Source organism: Candidatus Saganbacteria bacterium (assembly GCA_016223245.1).
Lineage (GTDB): Bacteria > Margulisbacteria > WOR-1 > XYC2-FULL-46-14 > XYC2-FULL-37-10 > JACRPL01.
The window spans coordinates 105,976-122,074 of the sequence record JACRPL010000008.1 but is presented as its reverse complement, the minus strand read 5'-3'; the positions used below and the strand labels follow the sequence as shown (position 1 = coordinate 122,074).

9 protein-coding genes, 2 tRNA genes and 1 pseudogene are annotated in these 16,099 nt (G+C 43.7%); 5 read left to right on the top strand and 7 right to left on the bottom strand.

From position 1 onward, the window contains the following. The first annotated feature begins 96 nt into the window (after positions 1 to 96). Positions 97 to 801, top strand: a pseudogene (locus HZC34_03965) (recombinase zinc beta ribbon domain-containing protein). Here HZC34_03965 and HZC34_03960 read toward each other — a convergent pair. Both HZC34_03960 and HZC34_03955 read right to left on the bottom strand, forming a co-directional pair. Next, positions 790 to 866, bottom strand: a tRNA-Pro gene (locus tag HZC34_03960). The pseudogene HZC34_03965 and the gene HZC34_03960 sit on opposite strands and share 12 nt — an antisense overlap. Before the next feature lie 7 nt (positions 867 to 873). Further along, positions 874 to 946, bottom strand: a tRNA-Gly gene (locus HZC34_03955). Between the two features lie 117 nt (positions 947 to 1,063). Here HZC34_03955 and tig point away from each other — a divergent pair. The 4 genes from tig to ileS all read left to right on the top strand — a co-directional run bounded on the left by tig (position 1,064) and on the right by ileS (position 8,440). Then, entirely contained in the window at positions 1,064 to 2,356 is a 1,293-nt protein-coding gene (gene tig, locus HZC34_03950) for a trigger factor (GenBank protein ID MBI5700988.1), read from the top strand. Positions 2,357 to 2,370: 14 nt separating this feature from the next. Continuing rightward, complete coding sequence (gene clpP, locus HZC34_03945) at positions 2,371 to 3,000, top strand: ATP-dependent Clp endopeptidase proteolytic subunit ClpP (GenBank protein MBI5700987.1); 630 nt, start codon at positions 2,371 to 2,373, stop codon at positions 2,998 to 3,000. A gap of 21 nt (positions 3,001 to 3,021) precedes the next feature. Beyond that, positions 3,022 to 5,466 (top strand): endopeptidase La, encoded by a 2,445-nt coding sequence (gene lon, locus HZC34_03940; GenBank protein ID MBI5700986.1) that lies wholly within the window; start codon positions 3,022 to 3,024, stop codon positions 5,464 to 5,466. A 124-nt stretch (positions 5,467 to 5,590) separates the two neighbouring features. Next, positions 5,591 to 8,440 carry an isoleucine--tRNA ligase gene (gene ileS / locus HZC34_03935; GenBank protein MBI5700985.1) on the top strand — a complete coding sequence of 950 codons (2,850 nt, stop codon included), beginning with the start codon at positions 5,591 to 5,593 and terminating at the stop codon, positions 8,438 to 8,440. A 2-nt stretch (positions 8,441 to 8,442) separates the two neighbouring features. Here ileS and HZC34_03930 read toward each other — a convergent pair whose 3' ends face one another. The 5 genes from HZC34_03930 to HZC34_03910 form a co-directional block, all read right to left on the bottom strand. Next, positions 8,443 to 9,033: a site-2 protease family protein gene (locus tag HZC34_03930; protein ID MBI5700984.1), complete on the bottom strand. Its 591-nt coding sequence runs from the start codon at positions 9,031 to 9,033 to the stop codon at positions 8,443 to 8,445. A gap of 76 nt (positions 9,034 to 9,109) precedes the next feature. Next, positions 9,110 to 11,926: an excinuclease ABC subunit UvrA gene (gene uvrA / locus HZC34_03925; protein MBI5700983.1), complete on the bottom strand. Its 2,817-nt coding sequence runs from the start codon at positions 11,924 to 11,926 to the stop codon at positions 9,110 to 9,112. 46 nt (positions 11,927 to 11,972) lie between these two features. Then, positions 11,973 to 12,302 (bottom strand): phosphoribosyl-AMP cyclohydrolase, encoded by a 330-nt coding sequence (gene hisI, locus HZC34_03920; GenBank protein MBI5700982.1) that lies wholly within the window; start codon positions 12,300 to 12,302, stop codon positions 11,973 to 11,975. 10 nt (positions 12,303 to 12,312) lie between these two features. After that, on the bottom strand, positions 12,313 to 15,798 hold the full coding sequence (locus HZC34_03915) for a DNA polymerase III subunit alpha (protein ID MBI5700981.1): 3,486 nt from the start codon (positions 15,796 to 15,798) through the stop codon (positions 12,313 to 12,315). Between the two features lie 71 nt (positions 15,799 to 15,869). After that, a complete protein-coding gene (locus HZC34_03910) occupies positions 15,870 to 16,016 on the bottom strand; it encodes a hypothetical protein (protein MBI5700980.1) in 147 nt (48 codons plus the stop codon). Positions 16,017 to 16,099 lie beyond the last annotated feature (83 nt).

Here is a 16,099-nt window from a genome sequence, read left to right as displayed (position 1 = left end):
AAACCCTGTTCTTCCCATGACCTTTTCATTGGAATTTGGGTTAGGTTTTTGATGATTTAACGAAAGGCCTTATGGTTAGATTTTAGATGATTTGATTCGGGTCTTTTAAAATGTGGTGAATGTGGTGCAGCGATAACCGCTCAATATGCTCATGGCAATGGCGGAACTTACAGATATTATCGTTGCACCAAACGGCTTGGCCACTGTGATCAAAAATATTTAAGAGAAGACCTAATGGTTGCTCAACTAAAAGAGGCGGCTTCAAAAGTCGCTCTTTGCACCGACTGGGCAGAAAAGATGTCTGCTCAAGTTGATATATGGGAAAAAGAAACAGCCCAGTCGGTGCAATCTTTTGCCCAAAATCTTGAAGTAAAAATTAAAGAAACAGAGGCAAAACTCGACAAATTGGTTGCTGCTTTTCTAGATGGCATTATTGACAAGAATATTTATCTGGTTAAAAAAGAAGAACTCATCAAGACCAAAGCTGAACTTCTACAAAACAAGACCGATTTTGGGCAAAAGGGAAACAATTGGATCGAACCATTACGGAATTGGATAAAATCCGCACATTACGCGGAAAAACTTGCTTCGTCAAATGATTTTATTGAAATAAAATCATTTGTGGAAAAAATTGGAACGAACCGTCGCCTGCTGAATAAAAAAGTGATTTGGGAATGGCGGCAGCCGTATAATTTTGTGGCGGCAGAAAAGGAAAAAATCGCGCGGCGCAATATAATAATGAATTCTGATTTTTCCCAAATATCCGCCCAAACTCCGGAAAGTATAAACTGGTCGGGGTGATAGGATTTGAACCTACGGCCTCCTGGTCCCAAACCAGGCGCTCTACCAAACTAAGCTACACCCCGAAAAAAAAGCGGGAGACGAGTCTCGAACTCGCGACCTTCTGCTTGGAAGGCAGATGCTCTACCAACTGAGCTACTCCCGCCTGCGTCCTGCGGACTTCGGCGGGCAGGCCCGCAAAGCCCACATAGATAACTTTTTCTAGTTTATCAAAAATCGGGAGATTGCGCAACCTGACCCTATAATGTATAATTAAAAACCTATGAAAATAATAAAACAAGAAAAAAATATGAACCAATATAAGTTCGAGATCGAGTCCGATTTCGAATCGTTCGAGAATGCAAGGAATGAAGTGATCGCCGAGTTCGCCAAAGAAATGAAAGTTCCAGGCTTTAGGCCCGGCAAAGCCCCAAAAAATATCGTGGAACAAAATCTAAACACCGAAGCCGTAAACGACAGGGCCGCCCAGCATCTAATATCAAAACTTTACCCAAAATTATTGTCCGAAACCAAGATCGATCCGGTTGATTACCCGAACGTGGAGGTGATCAAATTTGAAGAAGGAAAACCTTTCCAATGGAGCCTGACAGTCGAAGTTTACCCGGAGATCAAACTTGGAAAATATAAAGGATTGAAGGCAACAAAGAAATCGATAACCGTAACCGAAGATGAAATTATTAAATTTTTGGGCGACTTGCAAAATAGGTTCGCAAAACATGTTGATATTACCGATGGAGCGGCACAAAAAGACGACTTGGTGGACTTAAACATCCAGGCTGAAGCCGAAGGCGCACAGATCAAACGATGGCCAAGAGAACTCGAGCACTTCCCTCTTGGGCTTGGATATATTTCGCAAGAGTTCGATATGAATGTCGAAGGCATGAAGTTAAACGAAGCAAAAGAATTCAATGTCGCTTTCCCTGCAAATTATAATGTTGCGGAGATCGCCGGAAAAGAAGTTTCGTTCAAGGTCAAAGTCAACAGCATCCATAGGAAAGAACTTCTCGATCTCAACGATGAATTCGCAAAAACAGTCAGCAATTACGGCTCGATGTCCGAACTTAAGGAAGAAGTAAAAAAGAATCTTGAAATGGAGAAAAAAGAAGAGGCCGAAGCAGATCTGAAAAACCAGCTAATAACTCTGGTTTCCGCGGATGCCAAGCTTGACCTGCCGGAAGCCTTGGTTAAGATCGAAAGCGACCTTATGCTTGACGAATTAAAGACCTCCCTTTCCCGAAGCAATTTGACCCTTGAGGATTATTTAAAGAGCCTCAAAAAAACAGAAGAAGATATCCGAACAGAGCTTAGGAAACCTGCCGAAAGCCGAGCCAAAGGCAAAGTAGTCCTAAAGAAAATATCGGAAGTTGAAAATATTACCGTTGCGCCGCACGATCTTGATACCGAAATAGCATTGATGGCGAAGGGATCAGACAGGTCGACAGATGAATATAAAAAAACTTTGGGACACGGCGGTTTGGCTTATGTTAACGATTATTTGCTTAGAAGAAAAGCTCTCGACTTCTTGGAACTTAATTCTCAAATAGAGATACAATGAACAGGAGGGAAAAAATGAATATTAAATCACAACTGGTCCCAATGGTCGTCGAACAAACAGGCCGCGGCGAGCGCGCGTATGATATTTTTTCAAGGCTATTAAAAGAAAGGATACTTTTTATCGGCACCCCGATCGAAGATGAGATATCGAACCTCATAATCGCGCAATTATTATTTTTGGAAGCTGAAGATACCGGAAAAGACATCAATATGTACATTAACTCGCCGGGAGGAGTTGTAACCGCTGGCCTCGCGATATACGACACGATGCAATATTTAAAAAGCCCGGTCAATACGATCTGCATTGGACAAGCCGCCAGCATGGGAGCCCTTCTCCTCTGCGCCGGAGCAAAAGGAAAAAGATATGCGCTTCCAAACGCTAGGATAATGATCCACCAGCCTTTAGGCGGCGCGCAAGGACAAGCAACCGATATCGAGATCCAAACCCAAGAAATTTTGCGCATGAAGAAATTACTGCACGGGATCCTTGTAAAACATTCGGGACAGCCGCTTGATAAAATTGTAAAAGACACCGAGCGCGATTATTATATGTCGGCTGATGAAGCGGCAAAATACGGATTAATAGACCAAGTGATCACTACTTCTAAAGAAGTAGCCGGCAGCAGCGCAAAAAAAACTAAATAATTTCTCGAATATTGGAGAATTATGGTCCCAGAACAAAAATCTAGCAAAGACCAAAAACTTTCGGAGTGGAAAGAAGAACTTCCCTTAATTCCCCTCCGAAATATGGTTGTTTTCCCCCAGATGATCGTTCCACTGTTTATCGGCAGGAATAAATCTGTAAAAGCTTTGGAAGACACTCTAAAAAAAGAGAAATTGATCATATTTTCCACCCAAAAGACCGAAGACGCCGAAGAGCCGCAGCCAAAAGACCTTTGCACGATAGGAACTTTAGCAGAAATTGTTCAACTTTTATCCCTGCCTGACGGCACGACAAAGATATTGGTTGAAGGGATCGCTCGGGTTAAGATCGAAAAATTCACACAGGAATCGCCCTATTATAAAGTCCTTGCAAGCAGGATAGAAGAGCCGGAAGGCTTGACCGTCGAAGCAGAAGCTCTTGTCCGCAACACGGTCAAACTATTCGAGAAATACGTTAAATTGAACAAAAGGATCCCTCCCGAGACCTTGATGTCGATCATCAATGTCGACCAGCCGGGACGCCTGGCAGATCTCATCGCTTCTTACCTAACTTTAAAAGTCGACGAAAAGCAGGGAATTCTCGAATCGGTCGCGGTCGAAAAAAGGCTGAAAAAGCTTATTGAAGTCCTCGAAAAAGAAATTGAAGTCCTTGAGGTCGAACGAAAGCTCCAGGGAAAGGTTAGGAAACAGATAGAAAGGGTCCAAAAGGAATATTATCTGAAAGAAAAGCTTAAGGCGATCCAAGAAGAGCTCGGGGAAGAGACTTATGATGAAGAGGAAGCAGGCCCTGAAGTCGCCGAATACAAAAAGAAAATAGCTTCGGCAAAACTGCCCGCTGAAATAAAAGAGCGCGCCGAAAAAGAGCTCGAGCGCCTTTCAAAAATGCCATCCATGGTTGCAGAAGCAACGGTCATTAGAACATATCTTGATTGGCTTATCGAGCTCCCGTGGAAAAAGAAAACAAAAAGCAAATTCGATATCAAAGATGTCGAAAAAATATTGAACGAGGATCATTACGGCTTGAAGAAAGTAAAAGAGCGGATCATCGAATATTTTGCAGTGCTCCAGTTGACCGGAAAAATCGGAGGATCGATATTGTGCCTGGTAGGCCCCCCGGGAGTCGGAAAAACAAGCATAGCCTCAAGCATCGCGCGGGCAATGGGTCGCAAATTCATAAGGGTTTCGCTTGGAGGCGTCCGCGACGAAGCGGAGATCAGGGGGCACAGGAAGACCTATGTCGGGGCTCTGCCCGGTCGAATTATCCAGAACATACACAAGGTCGGATATTCAAACCCCGTATTTCTACTTGATGAAATAGACAAGCTCGGCACAGATTTTAGAGGCGATCCTTCATCGGCATTGCTTGAAGTCCTTGATCCCGAACAAAATAAGGCTTTCAGCGACCATTATCTGGAGCTTCCTTTCGACCTGTCCGACGTATTTTTTGTTACTACCGCAAATACGATGGACCCTATCCCCCGCCCACTGCGCGACCGCATGGAAATCATCGAAATGTCAGGCTATACCGAGGAAGAAAAATTAAACATCGCAAAAGAATATTTGCTCCTAAAAGAGCTCGAACGACACGGGCTTAAAAAAGATGAGGTCTCTTTTGAAGACGCCGCAATACTTGAGATCATAAGAAACTACACGAGAGAAGCAGGGGTCCGCAATTTTGAACGTGAGATAGCTACCGTATTAAGAAAAATTGCCACCAAACTCGTAAGGTCGAAAGGTGAAAAGATCGAAAAATCGATTTCGGTCGACAAAAAGGCGATTGCAGAGCTTTTGGGCGCGCCAACCCACCATTTCGGGCTGGCTGAAGCCATAGACCAGATTGGAACGGCTACAGGGCTTGTCTGGACCGAGGTTGGAGGGGATACGATACCAATTGAAGTAACAATCGTCAAAGGCCGCGGCGCTCTGACTTTAACAGGCCAGCTTGGCGATGTCATGCAGGAATCCGCCAAGGCCGCCATGACCTACGTCAGGTCGCGCGCAGAAGATTTGGGATTAACTGAAGATTTTTATAGAAAATACGATATTCATATACATTTTCCTGAAGGAGCGGTGCCAAAAGACGGTCCGTCGGCCGGGATCACGATAGCGACCGCCCTAGTATCATCCCTGTGCAATATACCAATCAAGCACGACATTGCAATGACAGGCGAGATAACATTAAGAGGCAAAGTTTTGCAGATAGGCGGGTTAAAAGAAAAGATCCTTGCCGCAAAAAGAGCGGGCATAAAAACAGTAATAGTGCCTGACGAGAATAAAAAAGACCTCGACGAGATCAAAAAAGACATTAAGATCGACTTGAACTTTATCCTGGTCAAAGAAGCTGACGAGGTACTGCAGGCGGCGCTCGCAAGGAACCCTTTTGAACATTCGCTTGAGAATATCCGCAAAGATATCCACCCGCAAATTGAAGGGCAGATGTTCGCATAGCACAAAGCTTCGCTTTGTTAATGATCAAATCCCAATGTCCAAATCCCAAATTATTGTTATTATTATGCCATGTTGGTCATTGGAAATTGGTCATTGGTCATTTTCATGATAAAATATAGTTGATATGGAGTACAAACAGACCCTTAATCTCCCCAAAACTGATTTCCCGATCAGGGTAAATTCCAAAGCTCTCGAAGAGGAAATGTTGGCATTTTGGGAACAGGAAGATATTTATAAAAAGTTAGAGGACAATAACAAGGACAATGGAAAATACATACTGCATGATGGCCCACCCTACGCTAACGGCCACATCCACCTTGGACACGCAATAAACCGCATTTTAAAAGATATTGTAGTTAAAAATAAATTAATGGCCGGGTACTATTCACCTTTTATCCCAGGCTGGGACTGCCATGGGCTTCCTATCGAAACACAGCTTATAAAAGAACTTGGCGATAAAAGAAAAGAAATGGGAATCGTTGAATTCAGGCAAAAATGCCATGAGTACGCGATGAGTTTTGTCGATATCCAGCGTTTAGAATCAATTAAACTTGGTGTTTTTGGCGATTGGTTCAACCCTTATCTTACAGTTGACCCATTATACGAAGAAAAAATAATTGAAACTTTTGGAAAGCTCGCTGATGCCGGATATATTTACAGGGGATTAAAGCCGATACATTGGTGCCCTAATGACGAAACAGCTCTTGCCGAAGCCGAGATCGAATATGAAGACCTTCGAACTCCTTCAATATATGTCAAATTCGAGATCCGAAATCCGACCTCCTCTCTTATCTCCCCCTTGATAAGGGGGAGATGGCCCGAAGGGTCAGAGGGGGTAAAATGGTTCGCGATCATCTGGACCACTACCCCATGGACGCTTCCGGCAAACGTCGCGATCGCACTAAATCCCGAGAATGAGTACGCGTTCGTAAATGTAAACAACGAGGTCTGGATCATGGCGGAAGCCCTAGTCGATGAGGATATGAAAAAATTTGGAATATCGGATTATAAGGTTCTTGGTAAAACAAAAGGCAAATTCTTAGAAGGCATCTTGGCAAAACATCCATTCATAGATCGGGATTCTATTCTTGTATTGGATAACTATGTAACGCTTGATCCAGGCACAACAGGGCTTGTTCACATCGCCCCGGGCCACGGTATTGAAGATTACAAAGTTGGATTAAAATATAAATTGCCGATCGTCATGCCTGTTGACTCGAAGGGAAATTTTGATAATTCCGCGCCTGATTTCCTAAAAGGAAAACCAATTGATGAAGGCAATAAATTAGTTGGACAGAAACTTGAAGAAACAAAACAATTGATCAAACTAGAATTCATAAAACATAGTTACCCTCATTGCTGGAGATGCAAAAAACCGGTGATCTTCAGGGCGACGGAGCAATGGTTCGTATCGGTTGAGCACAATGACCTAAGAGGCAAGGCTCTTAAAGCTGTTATTGATACAAAATGGGTACCAAGCTGGGGCGAGAACAGGATCCGCGGAATGGTGGAAACACGCCCTGACTGGTGCATCTCTCGCCAAAGATTTTGGGGAGTACCGATCCCGGCTTTCTACTGCAAAGACTGCGGAAAAGTTTATTTTAAAGGCAAATTCAACAAGGCCGCATGCGCTCTTGTGAAAAAAGAAGGGACAAATGGCTGGTTTAAAAAAGAGCCGTCAGAATTCCTGCCAAAAAGTCTTAAATGCGAATGCGGAGGCTCTAATTTTAGGAAAGAAACTGATATCTTGGATGTTTGGTTCGAATCGGGATCATCCCATGCGGCGGTCCTCGATACTAGGCTATCCTACCCGGCGGATCTTTACTTGGAAGGCTCCGACCAGCACAGGGGATGGTTCCAAGCATCTCTTCTAACATCTGTTGGAACAAGAGGCAGCGCTCCTTTTAACGCAGTATTAACCCATGGATTTACAGTTGATGATAAAGGCAAGAAAATGAGCAAGTCTTTGGGCAATGTGATAGCCCCGCTAGATGTTATCAATAAATACGGGGCCGACGTTTTACGATTGTGGGTTGCATCAACAGATTTCCGCAACGATATGGCCGCGTCGGACAAGATATTGAAACAAGTTCAAGACGCGTATCTTAAGATAAGAAATACTTGCAGATTCCTTTTGAGTAATTTGTCGGACTTTACCCCCTCTCTTTCTCCCCCTTGCCAAGGGGGAGATGTCCCGAGCTCTGTCGAGGGACAGAGGGGGTTAGAACAGATCGATAGGTGGATACTGTCCAAACTAAACAAGCTCATTGAAAAAATAAACAAAGCTTATGAAGAATACGAATTCCACATAGTTTATCATTCATTGTATGACTTCTGCACAACCGACCTTAGCGCGTATTACCTTGATATGTCAAAAGACAGGCTGTATTGCGATAAACTAGATTCAAAAAGCAGGCGTTCGGCACAGACGGCAATAAACGAGACACTGCTCACATTAATTAAACTCATGGCGCCGATATTGAGCTTTACTGCTGAAGATATATATCGATATGTTAATAAACCCCTCACCCCTACCCCCTCTCCCATAGGGAGAGGGGAAGAGCGAAGCTCTGGGGCGAGGGAAAGTATATTCTTGCTTGGAATGCCAAAACCAAACCCTGATCTTAAAAATAATGCTCTTGAAGAGAAATTCGATAAACTGTTTGAAATAAGGGCTAATGTTTACAGGCTAATAGAAGAAAAACGCAAGAATAAAGAACTTTCGTCTTCAACCGAAGCAAAAGTCGCTATCTTTGCAAACAGCAAAGATTTTGCGATACTTAATTCCGAAAAAGATTTCTTGCCGTTACTTTTCATCGTGTCGGAAGTTGTAGTAAAAGAAGGACCGGAAGAAATAGTTATCGAAAAGTCGACAAACCATAAATGCGAACGCTGTTGGATATTAAAACCGACTGTCGGCAAAAACGCGGCCCACCCTACTTTATGCGAAAGATGCGCGGACGCGGTATCCTGAATTTATCTTAACAATAACCCGTAGATCAACCCGATAATAACCATCAATAGTTCTTGCGTAGGCGGGAACATTATCACGCCGATCAAGATCAAAAACCCGTATCTCTCAAGGCTCATCTGCCATTCAACGGGCATATATTGGGTAAAGATCCTTGATCCATCAAGCGGCGGGATCGGGAGAAGATTGAAAACCATCAAAGCTAAATTTATCCATATCGCGCTTTGAAGCGCTTCAACCCAAACAGCATTATTAAACGGAATCGTCTTTAATACGATCGCTAAGATCCAAGCCAAGAAAAAGTTTGATATCGGCCCTGCAATCCCCGTGATAAGCATCCCGCGTTCAGGATTCTTAAAATTATAAGGATTTATAGGAACGGGCTTTGCCCAACCGATCCTTATAAGCAAAAGAGCAAGAAAACCTACTGGATCAAGATGAGCTATTGGATTTAGCGTTAATCTTCCCGCCATTCTTGGCGTCGGGTCGCCCAAGATGTCCGCGGCTTTCGCGTGAGAATATTCGTGTATCGTCAAGCTCGCCAATATAATAATTACAAATAGTAGCAAACCAAGCGCTGTCATTATTTCCTCCATTTAACTCACCCCCTCCCTCACTCTGTTCGGGTTTCCCCCTCTCTTATTAAGAGAGGGGGATTAAGGGGGTGAGTTATCAGCTTCCTAGAATATCCTTTAAATATTGTCCTGTATAACTCTTGCCAACTTGAGCCACTTGTTCGGGTGTTCCTTTAGCTATTATCCTTCCGCCATCGTCTCCCCCGCCCGGGCCAAGGTCGATCAAATGGTCGGCAGTCTTTATAACATCAAGATTATGCTCGATCATAACCAAAGTATTGCCGGTTTGAACCAAACGATCCAATACGTGAAGCAATCTTTTGATATCGGCGAAATGAAGGCCTGTCGTCGGCTCATCCAAGAGATACAAAGTTCGTCCTGTCGATCTTCCGGCAAGTTCTGTCGCTAATTTGATCCTTTGGGCTTCCCCGCCGGACAATGTCGTTGCCGATTGGCCAAGTTTTATATAATTCAACCCGACATCTCTAATTGTCGAGAACTTCTTTTCAATTTGCGGGATATTTGTAAAATGCTCAAGCGCCTCTTCAACTGTCATATCAAGCACTTCAAAGATATTCTTTCCTTTGTAATGTACCTCAAGGGTTTCCCTATTATATCTCTTACCCTTGCAAACGTCGCATGGCACATAGACATCGGGCAGAAAATGCATTTCGATCTTTACCAAACCGTCGCCATGGCATGCTTCGCAACGGCCACCTTTGACATTGAACGAAAATCTTCCTTGTTGATACCCTCTTCCTTTGGCCTCCGGCGTCATGGAAAATAAATTACGTATATGATCGAAAACTCCGGTATAAGTCGCAGGATTTGACCGTGGCGTACGCCCAATAGGCGACTGGTCGATTATTATGACCTTATCGATATTCTCAAGACCCAGTATCTCGTCAAACTCACCGGCCTTTTCGATAGATCGATAAAATTTCTTTGCAAGCGCATTATATAAGATATCATTTATAAGAGAGCTCTTGCCGGAGCCTGATACCCCCGTCACACATGTAAAAGTTCCAAGCGGGATCGTGACGTCGATATTCTTTAGGTTATGGTGGCGTGCGCCTTTGATTATTAATTTCTCGCCATTACCTGGGCGCCTGCTTTTTGGCACCTCGATCTTTTCTTGGCCGCTCAAATATTTACCCGTGATCGATCTTTTTTCTTTTATGACATCTGAAACCGATCCGGCGGCTATTATTTCCCCACCATGAAGGCCGGCACCGGGGCCTATATCCACTAGAAAATCCGCAGTGCGCATTGTATCTTCGTCATGTTCAACTACTATTATTGTATTCCCAAGATCTCTTAATCTTTTCAGGGTCTCAATTAATCGTTTATTATCCCTTTGGTGCAAACCGATCGATGGTTCATCCAATATGTATAGAACGCCAACAAGACCCGATCCAACTTGCGTCGCAAGCCTGGTCCTTTGCGCCTCGCCGCCCGACAGAGTGCTTGATTCGCGGCCTAAAGCGATATAATCAAGCCCGACATTTTTTAAAAACGATAATCTTTCCCTTATTTCTTTAACAACTTGTTTTGCGATAGTTTTCTGCCTGTCTGTCAATTTCAAATCCGCGATAAAATCGTCAAGGCCCCTGATCGACAGCGAAGTTACATCGGAGATCGATCTGCCTTCTATCTTCACCGCTAAGCTTTCGGGTTTTAATCTCGCGCCTTTACATATAGGACATGGGACAGAGCTCATATAGCGGTAAAGATAATAACGGACGCTTTCGGATTTTGTCTCATAATATCTTCGGCGAAGATTGGTTATTACGCCCTCATATTTGCCCTCATGCTCCCAATATCCCCGCTCCATTTCGTATTTGAACTTTACCGATTCGTCGGTGCCGTAAAGGATAATGTTCATCTGCTTTTTTGAAAGCTTTTTTATCGGTGTATTGAGATCGAAGCCGAATTTATCGCCGACTGCGGCGACTTTTTGGATGTAATATGAGAACGAATCGCCCCATGGGGCGATGGCGCCGGAAGCTATAGTTAAATTTTTGTCAGGGATAACGAGATCGGGATCGAATTCGAGCTTGTCGCCTAATCCTCCGCATGTAGGACATGCGCCGTACGGCGTATTGAAAGAAAAAATTCGAGGTGTTATTTCATCAAGGCTAATACTGCACTCCGGACACGAGAAGTTTTCGGAAAAAATTTCTTCTTGAGAGCCTTTCCCCTCGCCGAAAACTATAATTATCGTCCCGCTTCCAAACCTCAACCCCGTTTCCACGGAATCAGTGAGCCTCTTTTTTATCCCGGGCTTTAATATCAGCCGATCGACAACGATCTCGATCGAATGCTTTTTCTTTTTATTCAAGGTTATTGGCTCCGAAAGCTCAACAATTTTCTTGTCGACTCGCGCTCGTATAAATCCGTCTTTTTGGATATCCGAAAATAATTCTTTGTATTCGCCTTTGCGGCCTTTTACAACGGGAGATAGAACTGCTATTTTTGCGCCTTCTTTATGCGCTAATATTTGGTCGACAATTTGTTCGGGTGTTTGCTTTTCGATCTTTCTTTCGCATTTTGGGCAATGCGGGACTCCGATGCTAGCATATAGAAGCCTCATGTAATCGTATATCTCGGTTACAGTCCCTACTGTTGATCTTGGATTATGCGAGGGAGCTTTTTGGTCGATCGATATCGCAGGGGATAGGCCTTCGATCGAGTCGACGTCGGGCTTTTGCATTTGTTCGAGGAATTGGCGGGCGTATGCGGATAGGGATTCCACATAACGCCTTTGGCCTTCGGCGTAAATTGTATCAAAAGCAAGCGATGATTTGCCCGACCCTGAAAGTCCTGTAAAAACTATCAGTTTATTCCGAGGGAGTTCGAGATTGATATTTTTCAGGTTGTGCTCGCGCGCGCCTTTGATTATAAGCTTTTCCATTGAGTTGTTAATTCTAACACAAAAGCCCGCGGATTAGAATCAGGCCCTAGATCATCTTATTAAAGAAACAGCTTCTATTTCCCGTGTGGCAGGCGATATCCCCAACTTGTTCGACCTTTGCGAGGATCGCATCGGCATCGCAATCATAATAGAGTTCTCTAACTTTTTGGATGTGCCCCGAAGTGTCGCCTTTGTGCCACAAAACTTTTCTCGAACGCGACCAATAGACCATTTCCTTTTTGTCTAATGTCATCTGAAGTGATTCCTTGTTCATATAAGCAAGCATCAGCACCGCGCCATCTTTATGATCCTGCGCAATCACCGGAACTAATCCCTCACTATTAAATTTAATTTTATTCACATATTCATTTGTCATTTGACATTTGTCATTTGTCATTTACAACTGCCTCCCTTTTGACATGTCGGAACTCAACTCTTGCAGATCCGGACCCTAAAAGTTCTTCTACCTGCGAAATTATTTCGGGGCAAATATCTACGCGGTACTTTACACCCGCTGTTATCCTTTGCCCGTCATAATAGATTATCACAGGATCGCCCCCGCGGTAAAACAGTAATATTTCTTTTAGCCTCTCAAGGACTTGCTTGTCTTTTACATCAACGATCTCTATATGAAGCGACCTTACCTTATCAAGCTCGACCAAAGGTTCTACGGATTCAACGGAGACATTTAATTCCTCGGTCCTTAAATCCCTGTTCATTTTGCCTTTAATTATCACGATAGAATCGTCATCGAGCATTTGGGAATATTTTTCATATGTTTTTGGAAACACGATGATAGGTATTGATCCCGTCAAGTCCTCAAGATTGGCTACAAGCATTTGGTCGCCTTTTTTCGTATTGAATTTTTTACCCGAAAAAATGAGGCCGCCGATCTTTATGACATCGCCCTCAAATTTTTCCTGCAGGTCCGCAACCCTCTGGTTGACCTGGCCTTCCAAAGAATCCTTAAGGTTTTCCAGCGGGTGGTTAGAGATATACAGCCCGAGTAATTCTTTTTCCATCCTCAAAAGTTCTTCTTCTGTATAAGGCGTTACTTCGATATTTGAAGGGACAGAATCGGCCGCCGCGATATTTAAAACAGGCTTCATGTCGAACATAAAGACTTGCCCGTTTGATTGCTCCTTGAGTTCAGCTGCCGCCCTGGACATTGTCTGCTCAAAGATCGCAAGTAAATACGGGCGATTGATATTTATGGAATCCATAGCACCCGATTTTATCAGGCTTTCGATCACTTTTTTATTGCACGCTCTTGTATCAATCCTCTTTGCGAAATCCATAAGCGACTTGAAAGGGCCGTCTTTTTTTCGCGCGGCAAGTATTGATTCGATAGCGCCTATGCCAACATTTTTTATAGCTGTTAATCCAAATCGTATCCCATCGGGAACGACCGTAAATGTCTTTTCACTTTGATTGACGTCAGGCGCCAGTACTTTGATCTTCATCCTAACAGACTCTGCGATGTATATAGTCACTTTGTCGGAATTGCCCATGACAGATGTTAAAAGCGCCGCCATGAACTCTTTTGGATAATTCGCTTTAAGATATGCTGTTTGATAAGAGATCATTGCATATGCAGTTGAATGGGATTTATTGAATCCATATCCCGCGAATTTCGCGCAGAGATTAAAAAGTTCGGTCGCTTTATTGCGGGAGACATTGCGCTTGACCGCGCCCTCGATAAACATTTCTTTTTGCTTTGCCATCTCTTTTGCTTTCTTTTTGCCCATTGCTGACCGCAAAACATCAGCTTGTCCCATTGAAAAACCTGCTACTTTACTTGCAATAGACATTACCTGTTCCTGATAAAGAATGACTCCGTAGGTTTCGGAGAGTATCGGCTTTAGATCATCAAGTTCGTAATGGACGGGTACTTTTTTATGTTTGCGCTTTACATAATCCTCGACCATTCCCGATTCAAGCGGGCCCGGGCGATAAAGCGCGAGCAGGGCTATTATCTCGTCGAAATTATCGGGCTGCAGGTTTTTTTCAAGCGCTTGCATTCCGCGCGATTCAAGCTGGAACACGCCGATTGATTCTCCCGCGCGCAATAGTGAAAAGGTACTCTGGTCATCGAGAGGAAGGTTATTGATATCAATATCGATATTTTGGCCCTTCTTTACAAGTTCAACCGCCTGGGCGATCATAGTAAGATTTCTAAGGCCCAAAAAGTCCATTTTGAGGAGCCCGATCTTTTCAAGATCGGTCATTTGATACTGCGTAACTATTACTGTTTCATCAAGCTTCTGGAGGGGAACATATTCCATGACCGGTTTTTCGGATATGACAACGCCGGCCGCATGGACAGACGCGTGGCGCGAAAGGCCTTCCAATTTTTTAGCCGTATCTATTAAATGCCTGGCCTTTTCATCATTATCGTATAAAGCTTTCAGGTCTTTATTTTGGGCAAGGCCGTCATCTATAGTGATCTTGGGGCCAAAAGGAATCATTTTCGCGATCTTATCTACGTCAGAGAGCGGTATTCTCTGTACGCGGCCGACATCGCGCAAAGCCCCCCTTGCCGCCATCGAACCGAATGTAACTATCTGCGCGACATGGTCAGTTCCGTATTTTTTTGTAACATAATCAATAACTTCCTGCCTGCGCTCGAAACAAAAATCAATATCTATATCGGGCATGGAGATCCTTTCCAAATTCAGGAACCGCTCAAAGATCAGGCCGTATTTCAAAGGATCGATCGTTGTAATATCGAGAGCGTAGGAAACAATAGACCCTGCGGCAGACCCCCTGCCCGGCCCCACCTGTATGCCATTCTTCTTTGCAAAACTGATAAAATCCTGGACGATCAAAAAGTAAGCCGCGTATCCCATTTTTTCTATGGTAAAAAGCTCATATTTAACCCTGTCATTGATTTCAGGCGGCACCATTATCTTTTCCATGTCTTTGTTTTCGACCAATACGCCATATTTTTGCCGGATCCCATCCCAAACGATCTTTTCCAGGTACGAATCCGGCGTTTCATTATCCGGGACTTGAAAATTTGGAAGGTGCAGCTTGCCGACCTCTAGATCAAAATTGCACTTTTCGGCGATCTCAAGGGTGTTGCTTACGGCATCGGGTGCTTCCTTGAATAATTCGCGCATTTCGTCAGCCGTTCTTATATAAAATTGGTCGGTTTCGAATTTTAGGCGGTTTGGCTGATCCAAAAATGATCCCGTGCCGACACATAATAGGACATCCTGCGCAAAAGCATCTTCTTTTTTTATATAATGCACATCATTTGTCGCGACAAGTTTGATCCCGAGTTCTTTTGAAAATGCAATTAACCGGGGATTTACCGATTTTTGCTCTTCTAAATTTTGGTCCATGATCTCAAGATAATAATCATCCCCGAGTATCCCTTTGTAATACATTGCGGTTTTTTTTGCTTTATCGATATCTCCCGCAAGAATGAACGACCCGACCTCTCCGCCAATGCACCCTGACATCAATATGAGCCCGGAATGATATTTTTCGACAAGTTCCCTGTCGATCCTAGGCTTCGAATAAAACCCTTCTATCGATGCCAATGAAGCCATCTTTATCAGGTTCCTGTACCCAACTTCGTTTTTCACAAGAAAGGTCAGGTGATAATTCGCCCTATCCTCTTTTGTTTCTTTGTCGAAGCGGGTCCTGGGCGCAAGGTACAATTCACACCCGATTATCGGCTTGATGTCGTGATTTTTGCATTCAAGGTAAAACTGAACGGCGGCATACATATTCCCATGGTCGGTGAGCGCGTAGGATTTCATGCCGAGCTCTTTTACAAAAGACACGATCTCTTGTATCTTTCCCGCGCCGTCAAGCAAGCTGTATTCCGAATGGGTATGGAGATGGACAAATTTTTGAGGCATAATCATGAATTATATCAAAAAAGGCCCCCGATGTAACTTCGGAGGCCTTTTATTAGCGCTAATAAAATATACTACCCGCCGATCCTGAACATTTTTGTCCCGCACTTTGGGCATTCACCCTTTGTAGCTTTTCTTCCGTTCTTTAAAGTGACAGCTTTAGGGCTTTTCATTTCTGTTTTCTTTTTGCACTTCACGCAATAACCTTTGACTTCCGGCATTATCACACCTCCTTGGGATCAAATTAATATAAAGCGATTATACAAGATAGCCTAACCAAGTCAAGCGCAAGTTTCCCTCATGG

Bases quoted from the DNA above. Each gene is read 5' to 3' on its own strand.
- ileS (MBI5700985.1), top strand. From the start codon at position 5,591: ATGGAGTACAAACAGACCCTTAATCTCCCCAAAACTGATTTCCCGATC.
- HZC34_03930 (MBI5700984.1), bottom strand. From the start codon at position 9,033: ATGGAGGAAATAATGACAGCGCTTGGTTTGCTACTATTTGTAATTATT.
- hisI (MBI5700982.1), bottom strand. From the start codon at position 12,302: ATGACAAATGAATATGTGAATAAAATTAAATTTAATAGTGAGGGATTA.
- HZC34_03910 (MBI5700980.1), bottom strand. From the start codon at position 16,016: ATGCCGGAAGTCAAAGGTTATTGCGTGAAGTGCAAAAAGAAAACAGAA.
- uvrA (MBI5700983.1), bottom strand. From the start codon at position 11,926: ATGGAAAAGCTTATAATCAAAGGCGCGCGCGAGCACAACCTGAAAAAT.
- tig (MBI5700988.1), top strand. From the start codon at position 1,064: ATGAAAATAATAAAACAAGAAAAAAATATGAACCAATATAAGTTCGAG.
- lon (MBI5700986.1), top strand. From the start codon at position 3,022: ATGGTCCCAGAACAAAAATCTAGCAAAGACCAAAAACTTTCGGAGTGG.
- HZC34_03915 (MBI5700981.1), bottom strand. From the start codon at position 15,798: ATGCCTCAAAAATTTGTCCATCTCCATACCCATTCGGAATACAGCTTG.
- clpP (MBI5700987.1), top strand. From the start codon at position 2,371: ATGAATATTAAATCACAACTGGTCCCAATGGTCGTCGAACAAACAGGC.